We start from the raw sequence: 19,573 nt of genomic DNA, 5'->3' as shown, positions 1-19,573 counted from the left end.
TATTGTCAGATGCAATGAGTGAACAGGAGTCCGGGTCGTTGGGCGTGGTCATACCGCTTGAAGAAAGCAAAAACAAACTGGCATCCATCAAGCCGTTGGTCGATCTCACCAGGGCTGACATGGAGCGGGTGAACCAGCTCATTCTGTCCAAGGCCGGCTCCGACGTGCAGATGATCCCCGAAGTGGCCAACCATCTGATCTCATCAGGCGGCAAGCGGTTGCGGCCGATGCTGACGCTGGCGGCCGCCTCGCTGTTTGATTACCGCGGCGAAAACCACGTCAAGCTCGCCACCTCGGTCGAATTCATGCACACGGCAACGCTGCTGCATGACGACGTCGTCGACGAAAGCGACCTGCGCCGCGGCAAATCGACGGCGCGGATGATCTGGGGCAACCAGGCAAGCGTCCTGGTCGGCGATTTCTTGCTCGGACAGGCCTTCCGCATGATGGTCGATGTCGGCTCGCTCGACGCACTCGACGTCCTGTCCTCGGCTGCCTGCGTGATCGCCGAAGGCGAGGTGCTGCAGCTTTCTGTCGCCAAGAACATGGAGACGACGGAGGACGATTATCTCGCCGTCATCCGCGCCAAGACGGCGGCCCTTTTTGCCGCTGCCGCCGAAGTCGGGCCGATCGTCGCCGAGGCCGGCAAATCCGGCCGCAACGCGCTGAAGTCCTACGGCATGAATCTCGGCCTCGCCTTTCAGCTCGTCGATGACGCGCTCGATTATGGCGGCAAGGCCGCCGATCTCGGCAAAAATGTTGGCGACGATTTCCGTGAAGGCAAGATCACCCTTCCCGTCATCCTCGCCTATCGCCGCGGCACCACGGAAGAGCGCGCCTTCTGGCGCGACGCGATCGAGGCCGGCAACAGCAGCGACGCCAACCTGGAAAAAGCGCTGGGGCTGATCACCAAATACGGTACCCTCAGTGACACGATCGGCCGCGCGATCCATTATGGTACGATCGCGCGGGATGCGCTGGCGCCGCTTCCCGATACGGTGTGGAAATCCGCCCTGATGGAAGTGATCGACTTCTGCATAGAGCGCGTCAACTAGTCGAATGCCCTCGATCGAAGGCTGATTTTCTTGCGGCGCCGCTCCAAAAAAGCCATCCTGTTATGAATCAGTGATCACAACTGATTTGCGACCGGCTTGACGGCCGGACGCTCTCGAAGAAAGGTTTCCTAATGCGGCAGAGAATTGCCACCCGTCTTCTTACGAGCGCAGCGCTGACGGCTGTCCTTTCGCTCGGCGGTGTTGCCGGCGTGAACGCCGAGGATGCGGCCAAGACGGATGATGCCGGCAAGATCGAGAGCTTCGATGCCGATAGCGTCACCACTTTCTCCGGCGCCTTTCTCGCCGCGCGCACGGCCGATGTCGATCACGATTACGAAACCGCAATCGCACTTTACAAGAAGGCGCTGCAGATCGAGCCCGGCAACCCCGAGATTCGCCAGCGGCTGATGATCTCGCTGCTGCTCAACGGCGACATCAAGGAAGGCGTCAAATATGCCAACGATCTGAAGGGCGATCCCTCCGTCGAGCGCATCACCACGATCGTGCGCGGCATGGATGCGGTGCGTCGCGACGACTACAAGAGCGCCGAATCCATCCTGAAATATAAGGGGCCGAACGATCTCGACCGGATGATGAACGACCTGCTGCTCGCCTGGGCCCGCGTCGGCGCAGGCCGCGGCAAGGAAGCGCTCGCCATGGTCGAGAAGATGAAGGGGCCGGACTGGTTCCGCATCTTCCAGAATTACAATGCCGGTGCGATCGCCATCGTCGCGGGCGACGTGAAATCCGCCCGGCAGCACCTGAACGACGCCGTGCTCGACAAGGAAGGCGGCGCAACGGCGCCCGACACCTTCATGCGCGCAGTGATGGCGCTTGCCCGCCTCGAAGCGACGCAGGGCAACAAGCAGAAGGCGCTCGACGCCGTCTCAGTCGGCGATAACCTGCTGCCGAATTATGCGCCGCTGAACGCGTTGCGCGACAGTATCGAAAAAGGCGAAAAGCAGGAGCAGCAGGTCAAGACGGCCGAAGAAGGGGCCGCCGGCGTGCTGTTTTCCGTCGGCGGCGCGCTGAACCGCGACGGCGCCGAGGATATCGTCTCGCTTTACCTGCAGACGGCCAAGGCGCTCGATCCCAACAGCGCCGATACGCTGGTGCTGCTCGGCGGCATCGCCGAAAAGCAGAACCAGATGGACCGTGCCATCGCACTCTACAAGAAGGTGCCGGAAAATTCGCCGATGCGGCGCATTTCCGAGCTGCAGCTCGGCCTTGCCCTTGCCCAGGGCGGCAAGGTCGAGGAGGCGCGCAAGCACCTGCAGGCGCTGATCGCCTCCGACCCGAAGGATATCCGCAGCTATCTCGCTTATGGCAGCGTGCTCTCCGACGCCAAGGACTATGAGGCGATGGCCGCCAATTACGACAAGGCAGTCGAAGTGATCGGCCCGATCGCCGGCCGCTCAAATTGGAGCGTCTTCTTCCAGCGCGGCATAGCCTATGAGCGGCTGAAGAAGTGGGACCTGGCTGAACCGAACTTTCGCAAGGCCCTGGAGCTCAACCCCGACCAGCCGCAGGTGCTGAACTATCTCGGCTATTCCTGGATCGATATGAACCGGAACCTCGACGAAGGTCTCGCCATGATCAAGAAGGCCGTCGAGTTGCGCCCCGACGACGGTTACATCATCGATTCGCTCGGCTGGGCCTATTTCCGTCTGAAGCGCTTCGACGATGCCGTCGACGAGCTGGAACGCGCGGCACAGATCAAGGCCGGCGACGCAACGATCAACGACCATCTCGGCGATGCCTACTGGCGCGTCGGGCGCAAGCTCGAAGCAGTCTACCAGTGGAACCGGGCGCTTGCCTCCGAGCCTGAAGCGGCCGAAATTCCGAAGATCAAGGAAAAGGTCGCAAACGGCCTGCCCGCCGACGACGACGCCAAGGCGGCCGACAAGAAGCAGCCGGATCCGGTGCCCGTGACGCCACCGCCGGCCGATAAGAAGTCCTGACGGGCGCGAGCGATGCCTGAGCAGGGCTTGGCCGAGGCTATCGGCGTTACCGAAGAGGCGCGCGCGAAGATCAACCTCGCCCTGCATGTGACGGGCCAACGGGCGGACGGCTATCATCTGCTCGATATGCTGGTGACCTTCGCAGATTGCGGTGACCGGCTGGGCTTCCTGCCCGCGCAGGCCGACGCCTTCACTCTGTCGGGCCGTTTCGGCGAGACGCTTGCCGGCGACGGCGGCACCAACCTGGTGCTCAGAGCGCGCGATCTGCTGCGCGAGGTCGTGGGCGGCCTCGCCTTCCCCGTTCACATCCACCTCCAGAAGAACCTGCCGGTTGCCTCCGGCATCGGCGGCGGCTCTGCCGATGCGGCGGCGACCTTGCGGGGGCTGATGCGCCTCTGGGGCACGAGGCTGCCGGTCGAGGCGCTCGCAACGCTGGCGCTGAAGCTCGGCGCCGACGTGCCGATGTGCCTTGAGAGCCGGCCGCTGATTGCCCGCGGCATCGGCGAGGAGATCGAAGCCGTGGCTGATCTGCCGGCCTTTGCCATGGTGCTTGCCAACCCGCTGAAGGGCGTTTCGACGCCGGAGATTTTCCGCCGGCTGGCGACAAAGAACAATCCGCCCCTGAACCTCGCAAGGTCCGCCGGCTGGCTCGCGGCGATCGGCGCAGCCCGCAACGACCTCGAGCCGCCGGCGCGCGAAGTCGTGCCCGAAATCGCCGCCATCTCGGCGATGCTGCAGGCTGAGGGGGCTCTGCTGACCCGCATGTCCGGCTCCGGCGCCACCTGCTTCGGGATCTTTGCGAACATCGCCGCCGCACAAGCGGCGGCGATGGCTCTTCACAAGACGCGGCCCGACTGGTATTTCCAGGCGACGGAAACGGTCTCGGGAGGCATATGATGGCTGGTTTGGACGAAAAGCGGCCCTTCATCGCCGTCGGCATTGCGGTTCTCACCGTCTCGGATACGCGCACGCCCGAGACGGACAAGTCCGGCGATACGCTGGCGGCGCGGATCGCCGAGGCGGGACACAGGCTGGTCGAGCGGGCGATCGTGCCGGACGACCGCGAAAAGATCGCCGCAAGGGTCAAGGCCTGGACCGAGCGGGACGAGATCGACGTCGTCATCACCACAGGCGGCACCGGCTTTACCGGCCGCGACGTGACGCCCGAGGCGCTGGAGCCGCTGTTCGAAAAACGCATGGACGGCTTTTCCGCCGTCTTCCACCGGATCTCTTATGACAAGATCGGCACGGCGACGATCCAGTCTCGCGCCACCGCAGGTGTTGCCAACTCCACCTTCATCTTTGCCCTGCCCGGTTCGCCCGGCGCCTGCCGGGACGCCTGGGACGGCATTTTGAAAGCGCAACTCGATTATCGCAGCGCGCCGTGCAACTTCGTCGAGATCATGCCGCGCCTGGACGAGCACCTGAAACGCGGCGCGAAGAAATAGATTTCGACACTCAATCCGGGTTTTCGGGTGGGCGCGGCGGCGTGGCTATGTGGCTATGCCCGGCAGGGCCGGCATGGTTTCCCAGCTGTCACCCGACAGCAGGATGCAGCTTATGCCCTGAACATCCGTGACGACGAGCGTCCAGGTTCCGGTTTTGGCGGCATAGACCTCGAGAACGGCGTTCTGATTGACCAGCCCGACCGCTGTGAGTTTTTCACCGAAATTCCTCTCGAGGAAACCGATTACATCGGATCGGCCTGCGCAACTGAGCATCGTTTGCGATGCTGCCGAATGCGGATGCGCGATCACCAATATCGGCAATATGACGGCCAGCAGGCCGAAGACCATACTGCGTACGTCGTAGATCCTGCCGCGTGGCATCACGCACCTCCTTGCGCCGGGAACCCGGCAGAAAAGGAGATTGTCGCCGACCTGTTCTGCCGTCTACCGGCATTCCATGGCATCCGTTGCGAAGCGAGGCGCTTCGGCGGCGCCATGGTGAATTATAGCGCCAAATTCGATGGGGCGCCATCTTTGCGCGACGGCGGGAGCCAAGCGTTTCTAGCGCGCAGCGCGCGCGACCCAAGCGGGAATCAGTTCGCTGGAGAGTTTGCGCGGCTTGTAGCCCTTGGCGAAGTCGGCAAGAGACATGCCGCTCCTGGCGCTGGCAAGCGCCAGGCCTTTGGGCACCAGGAAACCAAGCTCCAGCGGCGCCACGGTCCGGCCGATGCGCTCAAGGAACGGGCGCCGGTAACCGCGCGATGCGGTAAAGCGGGCCGGCACCTTGTTCAGCGCGATATATTCGGCGATCTCATCGATCCAGCCGGCCTGCGGCCTTGCCCCCGGCTCGACGAAAAGGAGCCATTCGCCGCGGGCCGCGCGGACGATGTCGTTGATATCCCAATCTGAATGGAACCTGCAGCCGGCAGCGTCGGCGACGCGCGAGGTGCCGTCGCGCGAGCCGTGATCGAGCACGATCACATCGCTGACCAGCCCCTCCACGGCGCCTGCCACCAATACCGATAAGGTCTGCGCCAGTTCGGATTCCTGATCCTGGCATTCGAGAACAACCGTCAACATCGATCATTCATAATGCGCCGCACAATTTTTTACCAGCAGCCTTTTCGGCATTTTGTTCTTGCATTGTTCTCGTTTTGCCGATAGGAATTTAATCATCAACACGGGCGGAGGCAACAGCTTTCCGCCGCGGGAGAATCCGATGAGAGAGCAGTCCCTGGCAGGGCAGGCCGCATTCGCGCCTGCCAATACGGCAGATGTTGCCGATGCGATGATCGTGTCTTCCGGCCTCAGGATCGAGGCCGATCGTCGGCGCGGGCGTGGGGCAGGACTGAACCCGACGGGCCGTTTCGAAGCGCTGCAGCGGGAGACGTTCGACGACGGCTGGCAGACGCTGGAAGAGCTGCCGCCGTTCAAGACCGACGTGCAGGTCGAAAAGCCGCGCACCGCCATCACCCGCAACGAATCGCCAGACGTTTCCTTCGAGCGCTCGATCAATCCCTACCGCGGCTGCGAGCATGGCTGTATCTATTGCTTCGCCCGGCCGACCCACGCCTATATGGGGCTTTCGGCAGGGCTCGATTTCGAGACGAAGCTCTTCGCCAAGCCCGATGCGGCAAAGCTGCTGGAGCGGGAGCTCGCCAAGCCAGGCTATAAGGTGCGGGTGATCGCGATCGGCACCAATACCGATCCCTATCAGCCAATCGAAAAGGAATGGCGCATCATGCGCGGCATCCTCGAAGTGCTGAACAAGGCCAACCATCCGGTCTCGATCGTCACCAAGTCAGCGATGATCCTGCGCGATCTCGATATTCTCCAGGAAATGGCGAAGAAAAATCTGGTGCGCGTCGGCATCTCCGTGACCACACTGGATCGTAAGCTTGCCCGAGCGATGGAACCACGCGCCGCCACACCGCCGCGACGGCTGGAGACGATCCATGCGCTTGCTGAAGCAGGCATCCAGACGGCTGTCATGGCCGCCCCGCTGATCCCGGCGCTAAACGACCACGAATTGGAGCGCATCCTCGAATCGGCCAAGGCTGCGGGCGCGACCGAGGCGAGCTATGTCATCCTCAGGCTGCCGCTCGAGGTCAGCCCGCTCTTTCGCGACTGGCTGCTGCAGCATTATCCCGATCGTTACCGGCATGTGATGTCGCTAGTGCGCTCGATGCGCGGCGGCAAGGATTACGACGCCGAGTTCGGCAAACGCATGAAGGGCGCCGGCCCCTATGCTTGGCAGATCGCCCGGCGTTTCGAAATGGCGGCGAGACGCTTCGAGCTGACCCGCCGCAGCGTGCCTCTGCGCGACGATCTGTTCGTGCCGCCCGACGGCAGCGGCGTGCAGCTGTCGCTGCTCTGATTTTCAAGTTTGCGCATCGGCTGCTCAGAAAAACCGCCCTGTTTTCGAGCCCCTGAGCGCAATTCCCGCGGATGGCCCTGACCGCCACCATCCGCCGGATCGTCCCCGGCCCGCCGCCCTGATCCGGGGACTTGCGGGAAATCGGGTTGGCGTGCGAGGTTCAGCCGCATGAAACGTCGCACGCCACCCGATTCTCCCCTGCTTTTCGACACGGTCCCGCTGGTGCCGGATTTCAAGCTCGAGCTCAAAGCCCGCAAGGCCGGTCACTGGCCGGTCGCCGGCGCCGACGAGGCCGGGCGCGGGCCGCTGGCCGGACCCGTCGTCGCCGCCGCCGTCATCCTCGATCCGAAGCGGATCCCCGACGGTCTCAACGACTCCAAGCAGCTTTCGGCGCAGCGGCGCGAGGAACTCTTCGTGCAGATCCTGGCGACCGCGACCGTCTCGATCGCCTCGTCGAGCTCGACGCGCATTGACGAGACTGACATTCGCAAGGCGAGCCTCGACGCCATGCGCCGCGCCATCTGCAGCCTCGCGGTTCCCGCAAGCTACGTGCTGACGGATGGACTCGATGTGCCGCCCGGCCTTGATTGTCCGGGACAGGCCGTCGTCAAGGGCGATGCCCGCTCGGTCTCGATCGCCGCCGCCTCGATCGTCGCCAAGGTCACGCGCGACCGGATGATGGCGCGCGCGCATAATGTGTTTCCCGATTACGGTTTCGCCGCACATGCGGGCTACGGCACGGCCCAGCACCGCGCCGGCATCGAGAAACACGGCCCCTGCTCCCTGCACCGGATGAGTTTTCGGCCGTTGCGCAAGGGCGAGGATGGGCCTGAGATGGACGAACTGATCTCGGAATAGCGTCGCCAAGAAAAGGCCGGTATATCTCGCCGTTAGATTGCCGATCAGCCCGGCATCCGCCTGCCGGCATCTTCTCCCCGCTTGCGGGGCGAAGGGACACGCGGCACGCTCTCCGCTCGCCCTCAGCTCTCACATGGCACGTCTCCCGCCAGAACGGAAAGGGCGAGGCTATGCAAGAGTAATCGGGAATTGGATAGAGCTCGGAGGACGGAAAGGTCAGGGCTTGTCCCTTCGCCCCGTTTACGGGGAGCAGGTGCGGCAGGCGGATAAGGGGCAGGCGCCGCACCCATGGAGACCGCACTGCCTCCACACGAGGCCAAACAAGGAACAAGCCTTATCAATAACGAAAAGGCCGGGACATGCCCGGCCTTCCTTCATTCCATTCGGTAGCGCTCAGTTGAGCCGCGTCTTGACCTGGCCGACGGCATTGCCGAACAGCTCGGACTGGACATTGGCGTCAGCCTTCTTGGCGAGTACCGTCTCGGCGGCCGCGATCGCCAGGTCGACGGCGGCGGAACGCACCGCCTTCATCGCATCGGCCTCGGCCTGCTTGATCTTCTGCTCGGAAAGCGCCGTGCGGTTGGTGACGAATTCTTCCGTCTTCTTCTTCGCTTCGGCGGTAAGCATCTCGGCTTCGCGCTCGGCGGCGGCAACGATATGGGCGGCTTCCGCTTCCGCTTCCTTGCGCTTGCGCTGATATTCGGCGAGCAGGTGCTGGGCTTCCTCGCGCAACCGCTTGGCTTCGGCCAGCTCGTTGCGGATCTGGTCGGCGCGGTCGTCGAGCGACCGTGCCATCATGCCCGGAACCTTCAGATAGACGACCAGCGCCAGGAAGAGGATGAGGCCGACAAAGGCGAAGAAAGTCGCATCAAGGTGAAATTCCATCGATCAAGCCTCCTTCTTGACGGCCGCGACGGCGGCGGCGACGTCCGTCTGAGCAGCGGTGCTGCCGATCAGCTGTTCGACGACGGCGGCGGCCGTTTCCTCGGCAATGGTGCCGACATCGGCGAAAGCCTTCGCCTTGATGTCGGCGATCCGGGCTTCGGCAGCCTTGATCTTTTCCGACAGGCTGGCCTCGACGGTGCGGCGATCCTCTTCGGCCTTGGCCTTGGCGGCGTCGCGCGCGGCGGAGCCGATCGCATGCGACTTGGCGCGGGCAGCGGCCAGTTCGCCCTCATAGGTCTCGACGGCTGCGTCGGCTTCCGACTTCAGGCGGCCTGCTTCTTCCAGATCCTGGGAGATGCGCGTGTGGCGCTGGTCGAGGATGGCCCCGATGCGCGGCGCGATGACCTTTTGCATAAGGAGGTAGAAGACGCCGAACGTGATCACCAGCCAGAGCAGCTGGGATGCGTAGGTCGTCGAATCGAAGGGCGGGAACGGGCCACGGGCGTGTTCGCCCTCGGCAACGCCGGTCTCGGTATGGACCTCGCCTGCGGCCGGAGCGCCATGCGCATCCGTGCCGGTCGCTGCCGCCGGTGCTTCTTCAGCGTAAGCCGGGGTCACAAAAAACATGCTCACCTCCAGGTGGACTGCAAATGCAAAGGATCACGGCTTGCGGTCGCAGGCCGTGATCCATCAATTCGCCGATATCAGACGGCGAAGAGGAGGAGGAGAGCGACGAGCAGCGAGAAGATGCCCAGAGCTTCCGTAACGGCGAAGCCGAATACCAGACGGCCGAACTGGCTGTCAGCGGCAGACGGATTGCGCAGAGCGCCGGAGAGGTAGTTGCCGAAGATGTTGCCGAGGCCGAGAGCCGTACCGGCCATACCAAAGCAAGCCAGGCCTGCACCGATGAACTTTGCTGCTTCCGCTTCCATGTTGAACTCCTTTGAAATGGTTGTTGCGGCGAATGACTGACGCCCTTTGACGTCGATGTCGTTATCCTTAGTGCCCGCCGGGATGGATCGCGTCATTGAGGTACATGCAAGTCAGCACCGCAAAGACGTAAGCCTGAAGGAAGGCGACGAGGAACTCGAGACCGGTCAGGGCGACCGTCATGATGAGGGGAAGGATGGCTCCGCCGACACCGACTGCACCGAGGGCTCCAAGCGAGGCGACAAAGCCTGCGAACACCTTCAGCGTGATGTGACCGGCGAGCATGTTCGCGAAAAGACGAACAGAGAGCGAAATCGGACGGGACAGGAAGGAAATGATTTCGATCGCGACGACCAGCGGCAGCAGAATGCCCGGCACGCCCGAGGGCACGAAGACATTCAGGAAGTGGAAGCCGTGCTTGTAGAAACCGTAGACGAGAACCGTGCCGATGACGAGCAGGGCAAGGGCGAAGGTGACGATGATCTGGCTCGTTACCGTGAAGAAATACGGAAACATGCCGAGCAGGTTCGCCGTCAGAACGAACATGAAGAGCGAGAAGACCAGCGGGAAGAACTTCATTCCCTGCTTGCCCGCGCCTTCCTTCAGCATGCCGGCGATGAATTCATAGGACATTTCCGCGACCGACTGCGAACGACCCGGCACGATAGCGCGGTTCGAGGTCGAGAAATAAAGGAAGCCGGCGGCAACTGCTGCCGAAGCGGCCATGAAGAGCGATGCGTTGGTGAACGAGAAATCAATTCCGCCGATTTCGATCGGCACAATCTTCTGGATCAGGAACTGATGAGTCGGATCGTTAGACACCGCAGGTTCTCTCTCTTTGGCCCGCAGGACGCGGGGTCATTGCACTGGACCGGGAACCGGTCCTTATTTCTTGTCGTCCTTACGGTCCAGGGGGTGAGCCACCTTTCCCGCAGAACGCAGCACGTTCAGAACGCCGGCACAGAATCCGAGAAGCAGAAGAACAATCAAACCCCATGGCGCCGTGCCAACAAAACGGTCGAGGACATAGCCAAGGACTGCACCGACGACGATCGCGGAAATGAACTCGCTGGAAAGCTTCATCGCCTGGGCATAGCCTTTGCGGCTTTCCTCGGCGCGGGCTTCGCTTGCCTCTTCCACTTTCGCCTCTACGCGCTTGGTCGCGAGTTCCGCTTCCAGCTGCGCACGGCGCTTCTCAAGACTTTCCTCGCGGTCGTCCGCCATGGATCTCTCCTCGCCTGCCCGTCGCCCGCACTCCCGCTACCCCGGTCATTCGGACCCCGGACGCGAAGGTTGAGACCCTTCCGGCCCGTTCTGAAGTCGCGCGCAACATAGTTTTAGGGATTGGTATAGTCAAGGCGTAGACAGCTTCTGTCCAGCGAGAAAATAATTTCGTTAAATCAAATAGATAAGCCGATTTCCGGCCGATCGCTTAAATTCGATGGAAAGAATCCGCTTTTAAGCCCGGCAAATCGGCTTCCCCGGCCGATTTATCTCAGCTCCAGCCGCCACCATAGGTGCGATAGAAGACGTGAAGACCGATGCGGCCGACCTTTTCCATGTTCTTTGCCCATTTCGGGCGGACATAGACGGCGTGATAGTGCGTTGCCGAGCCCACCTGCGGCAGCCAGATCTTGCCTGATGTCACCGCCATGGCCACGTCGCGGGCGGTCCGCCAGTGATACTCGGAATTCACCCGGTCCTTGATGCTGTCGCAGGCGAAGGAAAACTGGCAGCGGTTGCGCCAATCCTCGTTCTGATAGACGACGCCGCAGATGCTTTTGGGATAGGCGGGGTTGCGGACGCGGTTGAGGATGACCTGAGCGACGGCCGCCTGGCCCTTCACCGATTCCCCGCGCGCCTCGAAATAGATGCCGGAGGCAAGGCATTGCTGTTCGCGGGCGGAAAAGACGCTCGGCGGCAAGATGCTTGCGGCCCAGGCGTGATCGCGCGGGCCGATCTCGGGGACGAAGCGGCCGCTGTCGGGTTCGGCCAGGATCGAATCGAAGGGCGACTGGCGGGCATAGTCTGGTGCGGCCGGCGCATAGGCGGTGGCAAGCACGTCGGCCTTGTTGCTGGTGACGAGACTTGCAAGCATCGCCGGCACGCCAGCCTCCGGCATCACCGGCTGCTTCTTATAGAAAGATGTGGCGATTTCGATTTCCTTGCCCCGGATCTTCGGCTTGACGAAGGCCGACCTGTCCTTGAGGTCGAAGTTCGGGGTGAAGAGCATCCTGGTGCGCTCAAGAATGGAGCCGGCGGAAAAATCCTTCGGCGGCTGCATCTTCTCGACTGCGACGATGCGGCCCTTCTTCATGCCGCGGTTGACGCGGTCCTCGTCCGGGCTGTCCTCGTGGCCCTTGTCCTTGGCGGTGCCCTTGTCCTTGGCGGTGAAGGCGACCTTTCGGCCATCGGGCAGCACCATGCCGGCGCCCGAGGCGATCGAACCGGTCGCCGCCGGATCGGCGAAAGCGAGTTCGGCCTGATGGATGGAGCCGGCCGGTGAATTGGTCAGCACCATGCGCCAGCTCTCCCCCTCACGGTCGAGACCGGCGAGCATGGTGGCAAGATCGGCGTGGGAGGCAACGCTCGGGAAGATCAGCCAGCCGGCGAGCCCGAATATGGCGGGCGATACCCAGTTCTCGGGGAGAAGACGCAGCTTGCTACGGGAAGGGCTCTTTCGACGCAACACGAACTCCGGGCATGAAACGCGGGAACATGCCATCGAAAATCCCTCATTAACCTTGACGTCCGGTTAACGACGTGTGCCGGAATGTGGCCATGCGGATGTTCTAATGTGGCTGGTTTGACGCGGACGCAACCCCACTCTCCGTCATCCTCGGCCTTGAGCCGAGGATCCATGCCGCTGTTGTTGGTGGGTGTCGTGTGGATGCTCGGCTCAGGGCCGAGCATGACGAAGGACGAGGTGGCGGAAGGAGCCAGGGAGCGCGGACACCACGTCGGCAATGTCGGCCGCACCCGTCAAATAATAACGTGCGACCCCAGCTCTACCACGCGGTTTGCCGGCAGGCGGAAATAATCCGAGGGATTGGTGGCGGCGTTGGCGAGCGCGATATAGAGGCGGTCCTGCCAGTAGGGCATGCCCGACTTGGCATCCGGCACCAGCTTGCGCCGGCCGAGGTAGAAGGAGGTCGACATGATGTCGAACTTCAGTCCGGTCTTGCGCAGCGTCGCCAGGGCCTGCGAGACGTTCTGCGATTCCATGAAGCCGAAGAGCAGCTCGACGCGCGAGAAGCGTTCGGAGATCGGCTCGACCCTGTAGCGGTCGTGGCTGGGCACACGCGGCTTGTTGACGGTACGGATCGTCAAAATGACGTTGCGGTCGTGAAGCACGTGGTTGTGTTTGAGATTGTGCAGCAGGGCGGCAGGCGCCGATTCCGGATCGCTGGTCAGGAAGATCGCGGTGCCCGGAACCTGGGCCGGCGAATGCTCGCTCTTGCGCTCGATGGAACTGACGAAGGAGGCGAGCGGAATATCGGTGTGGCGGGTCTTCTCGAACAGGATCGCGGTGCCGCGGCGCCAGGTCCACATGACGATGGTAAAGCCGGTGGCGATCAGGATCGGGATATAGCCGCCATCGTGGATCTTCAACAGATTGGCGCCGAGGAAGATCAATTCAAGCAGGACCAACGGCGCGAGCGCAATCACCGCAACCGGCAGCGACCAGTTCCAGCGGGCGCGAACGAATTCGAAGGCCATGATCGAAGTGACGACCATGGCGCCGGTGACGGAGATGCCATAGGCGGTCGCCAGCGCGTCCGAGGTCTTGAAGCTCAGGACCAGGAAGATGACGCCTATGAACAGCACGGCATTGACGGAGGGCACGAAGATCTGCCCGGTATTGGTTTCCGAAGTGAAGAGAATTTCCATGCGCGGCAGGAAGCCGAGGTTGATGCCCTGGCGCACCATAGAGAAAGCGCCGGTGATAACCGCCTGGCTGGCGATGATCGTCGCCGCGGTCGCCAGGATGACGACCGGCAGCAGCGCCCATTTCGGATACATCAGATAGAAGGGATCCGACATCGTCATCGGATTGCCGAGAACCAGCGCCCCCTGCCCGAGATAGTTAAGGGTCAGCGCCGGGAAGACCAGCAGGAACCAGGCCCACTGAATCGGCCGGCGGCCGAAATGGCCGAGGTCGGCATAAAGCGCCTCGGCGCCCGTGACGGTCAGGAAGACGGCGCCGAGCACGACGACGCCGTAAAAGCCCTCATGAAGCAGGAAGGCAACGGCATAATAGGGGTTGAAGGCGGCAAGGATGCCGTAATCATCCGAGATATGGGAAATGCCGGCGGCGGCCATGACGAGGAACCAAAGGGCGGTGATCGGGCCGAAGAACTTCGCGACGGCGCCGGTGCCGCGCGATTGGACGACGAAGAGCAGCGCCAGGATCACGACCGAGATCGGCACAATATATTCCGCGAGGCTGGGTGTGACCAGCTTCAGGCCTTCGACGGCCGACAGCACGGATAGCGCCGGCGTTATCATCGCGTCGCCGAGGAAGAGTGCCGCGCCCATCAGGCCGAGCAGCATCAGCAAGGCGGTATGGCCGTTGGCGGTCTTCATCAGAAGGGCGAGCAGCGACAGCGTGCCGCCTTCCCCATCGTTGTCGGCACGCAGCAGGAAGAGCACATATTTGATGGTGACGATGATCGTCAGCGCCCAGATCATCAGCGAAATTAGGCTGATGACCTCGAAACGCGTGACGCCGTCATGGGCGACGGGCTTCAGCGCCTCGCGAAAGGCATAGAGCGGGCTCGTGCCGATATCGCCATAGACGACGCCGACGGAACCCAGCGCGAGATAGAACAGCTTTCTCGGCGACATATGGCGTTCGTTCGGATGGCTCTCTTCGGACATGAAGTTTCAACAGGCTCCTCAGAGCCAGCCTTTCCAGCGAAAAAAGAAGAAGGGTATGACGGCCGATATCACCATCAGTGCCAGCGAATAGGGATAACCCGCGGCCCAGGCCAGCTCCGGCATGACCTGAAAATTCATGCCATAGATGGAGGCGACCAATGTCGGCGGCAGGAACACGACCGATGCGATCGAGAAAATCTTGATGATCGAGTTCTGCTCGATGTTGATCAGGCCGAGCGAGGCGTCGAGCAGGAAGGTGATGTTGGCGGCGACAAAGGAGGCATGCTCCGACAGCGACTGGATATCGCGCGAGACGGTGCGGCAAAGCTCCCTCGCCTCATGGTCCTGCTGGATCGCCGGGATGGTGTGAAAGAAGGTCAGAAGACGGGCAAGCGAGCCGAGACTGTCTCGCAGCTTGCTGATCATGCGGTGATGACCGGCGATATCGCGCAATTTTTGCTCGAGGTAGTTCGAAGGCTTGCGCACCTTTTTCGCCCGGCCGAAGACATGCGTCGACAAGATGTCGATGCGCGAGACGGTGTTTTCGAGGATCTCGGCGGTCCGGTCGACGATCGTTTCCAGCAGCCTGGCGAGAAGGGCCGCGCCGCTGCGCCAGTTTTCCGGCAGCCGGTGAAGGGCGGCGATGAACAAGTCGAAGGATTTTGGGTGGGCGTACCGGATGGTGACCAGTCGGTTTCCGGTCAGGATGAAGGCGACATCGGTCAGCGTCGGCGCGTCGGTACCCGCCTTCCAGACGAGCGAAGCGGCCATGAAGACGGCGCCGTTTTCGATATAAAGGCGAGCGGAAGGTTCAATGTCCTTGAGATCCTCGCGGGTCGGAACTTCGATGCCGAGAACCTTCTCGACATAAAGCTCTTCCTCGCGGCTCGGCTCGACCATGTCGATCCAGACGACATCCTCGGGAAAGGATGTGGTCTGCGAGAGATCGCGGATCTCGACCGATTTGCAATTGGAACAGTAAGCGGTGATCACCGGCAACGTCTCCGATGCTCACGACATTTCGTGGTCATCGCCATCTTCATCGAACGCCTTTCCATACGGCCGCCATTCGCGGCGATGCGAGGGTGGCTTGTTCCAGGTCCAGACGAAAGTGGATCAAGAAAGTTCATACGACTCCGGCTGCATCCGGCCTCGAAATCCGGCATGCGCATTGTGCTCCACCGCATCGCAGTACTCATCCTTCGACCTTGCAGGCGGGCCGGGAGCTTCGAAACGAAGACGGCCGTCATTGAGCATCTGCAGCAACGCCATCATGGCGCCGCGGCATATGAAGCAAAGCCGTGAAATAATCAAGACATCTTCCGTGAACTGCGCCTTTTCACCACGTTTCCCCCACACTTCGGGGTGATCGCAACGGTGATTCGACTGTTCAGCGCGTTCTTGTCATGCACGCCATCGTGCCGACGGCGCGCCGCATATCCCGGAGGCGCCGCCTCATTCAAAGACGATCGCCGGCGCCGTGCGCTGGGACTGGCCGGCGAGCTGCTGCCACACCTTGGCGGCGATGCCGCGATAGATGCCGGCGACGGTGCCGTTCGGATCGGAGGCGACGAGCGGCGTGCCGGCGTCGGAGGTTTCGCGGATGTTCATCGTCAGCGGGACTTCGCCGAGGAAGGGCACGCCAATGCGCTCGGCCTCCTTGCGGGCGCCGCCATGACCGAAGATGTCGTAGCGCGTGCCGGTATCGGGCGCGATGAAATAGCTCATGTTTTCGACGATGCCGAGAACCGGCACTTCGACCTTGCGGAACATGTTGAGGCCCTTGCGGGCATCGATCAAGGCGAGATCCTGCGGGGTGGAAACGATGACGGCGCCGGCAAGCGGCACCTGCTGGGCCATCGTCAACTGCGCATCGCCGGTGCCGGGCGGCATGTCGACGACAAGAACGTCGAGCTCGCCCCAAGCGACTTCGCGCAGCATCTGCAGCAGCGCCGACTGGACCATTGGCCCGCGCCAGATCATCGCTGTCTCCTCATCGACGAGGAAGCCCATCGACATGACCTTGAGGCCATAATTCTCCATCGGATTGATGATGCGGCCGTCGATCTGCGTCGGACGGCCGGAGATCTTCAAGAGCCGCGGCATGGAAGGGCCGTAAATATCGGCATCGAGAATGCCGACCCGAAGACCGTTGGCGAGCAGGCCGAGCGCCAGATTGACGGCGGTGGTCGACTTGCCGACGCCGCCCTTGCCGGAAGCGACGGCGATGATCGCGCCGATACCGGGAACGCCGATCTTGCCGGTGCGGGGCGGCTGTTGCTGCGCCGCATGCGCGTGATGCTGGTGATCGTGGCCGCCATGATCATGACCGGCGTGGCCATGCGGCGGGTTCGGCGCCGGGCGGGCAGCGGGCGCGGCGGCGGCCGCCTTCTTGTCCGCCGTCAGCGTGACGAGCGCACCCTTGACGCCCGGCATCTCCTTAATGACGCGCTCGGCGGCGAGCCGCATCGGTTCCAGCTCCTTGGCGCGCTCGGCCGGAACGGTGATGGAGAAATAGACCTTGCCGTCGGAGATGAAGACGTCGGAGACCATGCCGAGCGCGACGATGTCGTGTTCGAGATCCGGTCCGCGCACGGTCTTCAGCGTTTCGAGAACCTGTTCCTTGGTGACGTCGGTCATTCCACCCTCACTGCTTCTTCTCGCAAACTAACGCGCCGCGCGTCTTTCGAGACGCCAAAGGACGCTGTAGCGCTTTAAATTGCCGCACGCTTCTAGCCTCAGGCCATTTCGACAAAGGCTAAAATCATGCGGTTAGAGATAGTGGAGCCGCACGTCTTCGCCAAACGAAATCATCTGGATGGAAAAATCAATTTGCCGGCTTGAAAAACGCCGGCGGGGATTGCGAAGCCGTTGCGGCCATCAAGTCCGCCGGGCTTTCACCCTGATGGCCGCAACGGCCTCTCTCCCCAAGAACCGGCGCAATGCGGGGCGAACTAGCGCAAGCCGAAAAAAAGGCCAGAAAAAAATGAACGGGAGGAGGAAATCGTGAACAGCTGCGAAAGAACCGGTGCCGAAAGGCAACAACGGCTACCCGACACCGCAGGCCGGGAGAGAAGCGGCATCGGCGTCGGGCAGCGGTGTGTCGGCCGCGCCATTTCCTGGCGCTGGTCATCAAAGTCCCCTCTGGACCTCTGCCAGAAGAGATGCAGAAAGCGTGCCAGATGAAATAGTCTGGAAAAGCGCTGAGAAGTCGCGGGGCAGCGCTGATTTCTGCCTAAGCGCTGAGCGGCCGGCCAAAGCGGGCCGCCAGCTTTGCAACTTATTTGATCAGGCCGATCCGCAGTGCCTTGGCGACCGCCTGGGTGCGGTTGACGGTGTCGAGCTTCTTGGTGGCGCGGTTTAGGTAATGATTGACCGTATGCTCGGACAGCGCCAGGATCTCGGCGATCTCAGCGCTGGTCTTGCCGGCCGCCGTCCAGTTGAGGCAGTCGATCTCGCGGTCCGTCAGCGTGTCCGTCATGCGACTATCGAGATTGCGGATTTCAGCCAGCCTATCGAAGACATGGATAGCAATATAGCAAAGCTCGCGCATCTCGGCCGCGCTGAACGGTTCGCGGTCGCCGGCGAAGGAGACGGCGCCGCGGATGCCGGAAGCCTCATGCGTTGGGAAACAGGCACCACGCATCATCTTGAAGCGCTCGAACAGCGTGGCGACCAAAGCCGACTTGCCATCATCGCGCGACGAATTTTCTCGCGACATGTCGTAGAAGAAGGGCCGCGTCGATGTTCGAAGCCGTCTCAACACCACGCTGTTCATCATCAGCCCCTCCTGGTCGTAGAGCGCCAGAAGCTCCGCCGGCCAACTGGTGATGACGGTGCTGCCCTGGATGTCGAGTGAGGTGATCGGCGGCAGATTGAGGACCATGAAGGCGCGGCAGCGATAGGCTTCCGTGACGCGTTTCAAGAAACGGAAAATATCGAACTGCGTCTTCAGGCTGGCGATTTCCTTGATGTAATCGTCGTCTTCCGTGGATGTTTGCGACAAGGGTGCCATCACATTTCTTCATCTTCGGCACAGCGGCCGGCAAACCATTCGCGAAGCCTGGCCATCGCGGCCGGTTCGATTGCATCGAGGAATGATGATCGCGAGCTGAACCACATGGTATCGGCCTCGGCGGACAGCGCTCGGCCAGTGGTTGTAGATTTCGCGGACCATTCCACTTGTCGTGATTCGCCACCAAATCTCAATATCGCGCCCATCATAAGCATGCTCCGCGACGCATCCGGCAAGAACCACGGCGGTTTTTGTCAGCGGCGCGGGCCGAGGCGGATGCGCATGCCTTCCATTATGCGTGCAGCCGCCAGCTGCACGGGAACGGCCCACTGACGCAGAAGTTCCATCGACAGCCGGTAGGCCGGGCCGGTGACCGAAATGCCGCCGATGAATGTCCGATCCTCTGACCATACCGGTGCGGCGACGCAGCGGATGCCGGCCTCGTGCTCCTCGCGATCGAAGGCATAGCCCTGTTCGGCTATCTCGCGGATTTCGGCGGTTAGCGTCTCGGCCGAAGCATGCGTCGAGGCGGTAAAGCTGGTGAAGCTGAGGCCGGCGAGGAGATCGACGAGATTTTCGGACGGGAGAAGCGAAAGAGCGGCCTTGCCGACGCCGGTACAGTAGCAGGGCGACGCGTTGCCGATCTGCGAATACATGCGCACCGGCTGGCGGCCTTCGACCTTGTCGAGATAGATGATCGACTGTCCCCGGAGGACGCCGAGATGCACCGTCTCTCCGGTCGCCTGCTGGAGTTCGACCAAATGCGGTTCGGCAATCAGGCGGAATTCGTTGCGCGCCCAGCTGCGCGCGGCAAAATCGAGCAGGCGCAGGCCCGGCGCATAACGTCCGTCGCCATCGAGCTCAAGCAGCCCCTCCTCCACCAGATGGCTGAGCTGGCGATGCAGCGTGCCACGCGGCTGGCTAGTCAGCGCCAGGATATCGGTGAAACGCAACGGCGTATCCGCGTGGGTGACGAGATCGAGGAGAACCATCAGTTTGCCGAGGGTGCCGGTCTCGCGGGTTGTCTGTGCCATGCTGTCGGTGGAAGTCATCGTCTCTGTGCCATTGCATTGGTCCGCCTTCGAAAGGCGAGCGCCCTTGACAGAGAGGCCAGCATAATCCGATAATTCCACATAGTCAAATTAAGTTCCGAATAATGGAAC

General features: G+C 62.1%; 20 protein-coding genes. 6 read left to right on the top strand and 14 right to left on the bottom strand.

Annotation, left to right across the window (positions count from 1 at the left end; all coding sequences use genetic code 11):
* The first annotated feature begins 38 nt into the window (after positions 1–38).
* The 4 genes from GA0061105_RS18360 to moaB all read left to right on the top strand — a co-directional run bounded on the left by GA0061105_RS18360 (position 39) and on the right by moaB (position 4,464).
* Positions 39–1,055: a polyprenyl synthetase family protein gene (locus GA0061105_RS18360; protein WP_064694010.1), complete on the top strand. Its 1,017-nt coding sequence runs from the start codon at positions 39–41 to the stop codon at positions 1,053–1,055.
* Positions 1,056–1,186: 131 nt separating this feature from the next.
* Positions 1,187–3,016: a tetratricopeptide repeat protein gene (locus tag GA0061105_RS18355; RefSeq protein ID WP_092752008.1), complete on the top strand. Its 1,830-nt coding sequence runs from the start codon at positions 1,187–1,189 to the stop codon at positions 3,014–3,016.
* A 12-nt stretch (positions 3,017–3,028) separates the two neighbouring features.
* A complete protein-coding gene (locus GA0061105_RS18350) occupies positions 3,029–3,913 on the top strand; it encodes a 4-(cytidine 5'-diphospho)-2-C-methyl-D-erythritol kinase (protein ID WP_092752006.1) in 885 nt (294 codons plus the stop codon).
* Positions 3,913–4,464, top strand: coding sequence for a molybdenum cofactor biosynthesis protein B (moaB, locus tag GA0061105_RS18345; RefSeq protein WP_092752004.1), 552 nt, complete (start codon positions 3,913–3,915; stop codon positions 4,462–4,464). The genes GA0061105_RS18350 and moaB overlap by 1 nt, the downstream gene beginning before the upstream one ends.
* Before the next feature lie 45 nt (positions 4,465–4,509).
* Here the strand turns inward: moaB and GA0061105_RS18340 are convergent, their stop codons facing one another.
* Positions 4,510–4,845, bottom strand: coding sequence for a hypothetical protein (locus GA0061105_RS18340; RefSeq protein ID WP_064694006.1), 336 nt, complete (start codon positions 4,843–4,845; stop codon positions 4,510–4,512).
* A 180-nt stretch (positions 4,846–5,025) separates the two neighbouring features.
* Entirely contained in the window at positions 5,026–5,544 is a 519-nt protein-coding gene (locus GA0061105_RS18335) for a glycosyltransferase family 2 protein (protein ID WP_092752002.1), read from the bottom strand.
* Positions 5,545–5,683: 139 nt separating this feature from the next.
* Between GA0061105_RS18335 and GA0061105_RS18330 the strand changes: the two genes are divergently transcribed.
* A complete protein-coding gene (locus GA0061105_RS18330) occupies positions 5,684–6,841 on the top strand; it encodes a PA0069 family radical SAM protein (protein WP_092752000.1) in 1,158 nt (385 codons plus the stop codon).
* Between the two features lie 168 nt (positions 6,842–7,009).
* Entirely contained in the window at positions 7,010–7,699 is a 690-nt protein-coding gene (locus GA0061105_RS18325; RefSeq protein ID WP_092751998.1) for a ribonuclease HII, read from the top strand.
* A gap of 393 nt (positions 7,700–8,092) precedes the next feature.
* On the opposite strand, the gene GA0061105_RS18320 is transcribed toward GA0061105_RS18325, so the two are convergent.
* The 12 genes from GA0061105_RS18320 to GA0061105_RS18260 form a co-directional block, all read right to left on the bottom strand.
* On the bottom strand, positions 8,093–8,584 hold the full coding sequence (locus tag GA0061105_RS18320) for a F0F1 ATP synthase subunit B (RefSeq protein WP_064694002.1): 492 nt from the start codon (positions 8,582–8,584) through the stop codon (positions 8,093–8,095).
* A 3-nt stretch (positions 8,585–8,587) separates the two neighbouring features.
* Positions 8,588–9,211 (bottom strand): F0F1 ATP synthase subunit B, encoded by a 624-nt coding sequence (locus GA0061105_RS18315; RefSeq protein WP_064694001.1) that lies wholly within the window; start codon positions 9,209–9,211, stop codon positions 8,588–8,590.
* A gap of 77 nt (positions 9,212–9,288) precedes the next feature.
* Entirely contained in the window at positions 9,289–9,516 is a 228-nt protein-coding gene (locus tag GA0061105_RS18310; protein WP_010026583.1) for a F0F1 ATP synthase subunit C, read from the bottom strand.
* A gap of 67 nt (positions 9,517–9,583) precedes the next feature.
* Complete coding sequence (locus GA0061105_RS18305; protein WP_092751996.1) at positions 9,584–10,336, bottom strand: F0F1 ATP synthase subunit A; 753 nt, start codon at positions 10,334–10,336, stop codon at positions 9,584–9,586.
* Between the two features lie 63 nt (positions 10,337–10,399).
* A complete protein-coding gene (locus GA0061105_RS18300; protein ID WP_064693999.1) occupies positions 10,400–10,738 on the bottom strand; it encodes an AtpZ/AtpI family protein in 339 nt (112 codons plus the stop codon).
* A gap of 271 nt (positions 10,739–11,009) precedes the next feature.
* Entirely contained in the window at positions 11,010–12,239 is a 1,230-nt protein-coding gene (locus GA0061105_RS18295) for a cell wall hydrolase (RefSeq protein WP_092751994.1), read from the bottom strand.
* 257 nt (positions 12,240–12,496) lie between these two features.
* A complete protein-coding gene (locus tag GA0061105_RS18290) occupies positions 12,497–14,395 on the bottom strand; it encodes a potassium transporter Kup (RefSeq protein ID WP_092751993.1) in 1,899 nt (632 codons plus the stop codon).
* Between the two features lie 18 nt (positions 14,396–14,413).
* Entirely contained in the window at positions 14,414–15,388 is a 975-nt protein-coding gene (locus GA0061105_RS18285; RefSeq protein WP_092751991.1) for a magnesium transporter CorA family protein, read from the bottom strand.
* A 462-nt stretch (positions 15,389–15,850) separates the two neighbouring features.
* Positions 15,851–17,035: an iron-sulfur cluster carrier protein ApbC gene (apbC, locus tag GA0061105_RS18275; protein WP_092751989.1), complete on the bottom strand. Its 1,185-nt coding sequence runs from the start codon at positions 17,033–17,035 to the stop codon at positions 15,851–15,853.
* Positions 17,036–17,675: 640 nt separating this feature from the next.
* A complete protein-coding gene (locus tag GA0061105_RS18265) occupies positions 17,676–18,410 on the bottom strand; it encodes a LuxR family transcriptional regulator (protein ID WP_092751987.1) in 735 nt (244 codons plus the stop codon).
* The gene (locus GA0061105_RS32465) at positions 18,410–18,619 is read right to left on the bottom strand and encodes a hypothetical protein (protein WP_141130215.1); all 210 of its coding nucleotides are present in this window, start codon (positions 18,617–18,619) and stop codon (positions 18,410–18,412) included. The genes GA0061105_RS18265 and GA0061105_RS32465 overlap by 1 nt, the downstream gene beginning before the upstream one ends.
* 45 nt (positions 18,620–18,664) lie before the next feature.
* Positions 18,665–19,462 carry an IclR family transcriptional regulator gene (locus GA0061105_RS18260; protein ID WP_092752253.1) on the bottom strand — a complete coding sequence of 266 codons (798 nt, stop codon included), beginning with the start codon at positions 19,460–19,462 and terminating at the stop codon, positions 18,665–18,667.
* Positions 19,463–19,573 lie beyond the last annotated feature (111 nt).

The sequence above is a fragment of the Rhizobium aethiopicum genome, from assembly GCF_900094625.1.
Taxonomy (GTDB): domain Bacteria; phylum Pseudomonadota; class Alphaproteobacteria; order Rhizobiales; family Rhizobiaceae; genus Rhizobium; species Rhizobium aethiopicum.
The sequence above is the reverse complement of the archived record's forward strand: the minus strand, read 5'-3'. Positions and strand labels throughout refer to the sequence as shown.

Excerpts from the sequence above, each read along its gene's own strand:
- GA0061105_RS18300 (WP_064693999.1), bottom strand. The coding sequence starts at position 10,738 with ATGGCGGACGACCGCGAGGAAAGTCTTGAGAAGCGCCGTGCGCAGCTG.
- GA0061105_RS32465 (WP_141130215.1), bottom strand. The coding sequence starts at position 18,619 with ATGATGGGCGCGATATTGAGATTTGGTGGCGAATCACGACAAGTGGAA.
- GA0061105_RS18350 (WP_092752006.1), top strand. The coding sequence starts at position 3,029 with ATGCCTGAGCAGGGCTTGGCCGAGGCTATCGGCGTTACCGAAGAGGCG.
- GA0061105_RS18320 (WP_064694002.1), bottom strand. The coding sequence starts at position 8,584 with ATGGAATTTCACCTTGATGCGACTTTCTTCGCCTTTGTCGGCCTCATC.
- apbC (WP_092751989.1), bottom strand. The coding sequence starts at position 17,035 with ATGACCGACGTCACCAAGGAACAGGTTCTCGAAACGCTGAAGACCGTG.
- GA0061105_RS18325 (WP_092751998.1), top strand. The coding sequence starts at position 7,010 with ATGAAACGTCGCACGCCACCCGATTCTCCCCTGCTTTTCGACACGGTC.
- GA0061105_RS18310 (WP_010026583.1), bottom strand. The coding sequence starts at position 9,516 with ATGGAAGCGGAAGCAGCAAAGTTCATCGGTGCAGGCCTGGCTTGCTTT.
- GA0061105_RS18260 (WP_092752253.1), bottom strand. The coding sequence starts at position 19,462 with ATGACTTCCACCGACAGCATGGCACAGACAACCCGCGAGACCGGCACC.
- GA0061105_RS18330 (WP_092752000.1), top strand. The coding sequence starts at position 5,684 with ATGAGAGAGCAGTCCCTGGCAGGGCAGGCCGCATTCGCGCCTGCCAAT.
- GA0061105_RS18340 (WP_064694006.1), bottom strand. The coding sequence starts at position 4,845 with ATGCCACGCGGCAGGATCTACGACGTACGCAGTATGGTCTTCGGCCTG.
- GA0061105_RS18265 (WP_092751987.1), bottom strand. The coding sequence starts at position 18,410 with ATGGCACCCTTGTCGCAAACATCCACGGAAGACGACGATTACATCAAG.
- GA0061105_RS18335 (WP_092752002.1), bottom strand. The coding sequence starts at position 5,544 with ATGTTGACGGTTGTTCTCGAATGCCAGGATCAGGAATCCGAACTGGCG.
- GA0061105_RS18295 (WP_092751994.1), bottom strand. The coding sequence starts at position 12,239 with ATGGCATGTTCCCGCGTTTCATGCCCGGAGTTCGTGTTGCGTCGAAAG.
- GA0061105_RS18290 (WP_092751993.1), bottom strand. The coding sequence starts at position 14,395 with ATGTCCGAAGAGAGCCATCCGAACGAACGCCATATGTCGCCGAGAAAG.
- moaB (WP_092752004.1), top strand. The coding sequence starts at position 3,913 with ATGGCTGGTTTGGACGAAAAGCGGCCCTTCATCGCCGTCGGCATTGCG.
- GA0061105_RS18355 (WP_092752008.1), top strand. The coding sequence starts at position 1,187 with ATGCGGCAGAGAATTGCCACCCGTCTTCTTACGAGCGCAGCGCTGACG.
- GA0061105_RS18315 (WP_064694001.1), bottom strand. The coding sequence starts at position 9,211 with ATGTTTTTTGTGACCCCGGCTTACGCTGAAGAAGCACCGGCGGCAGCG.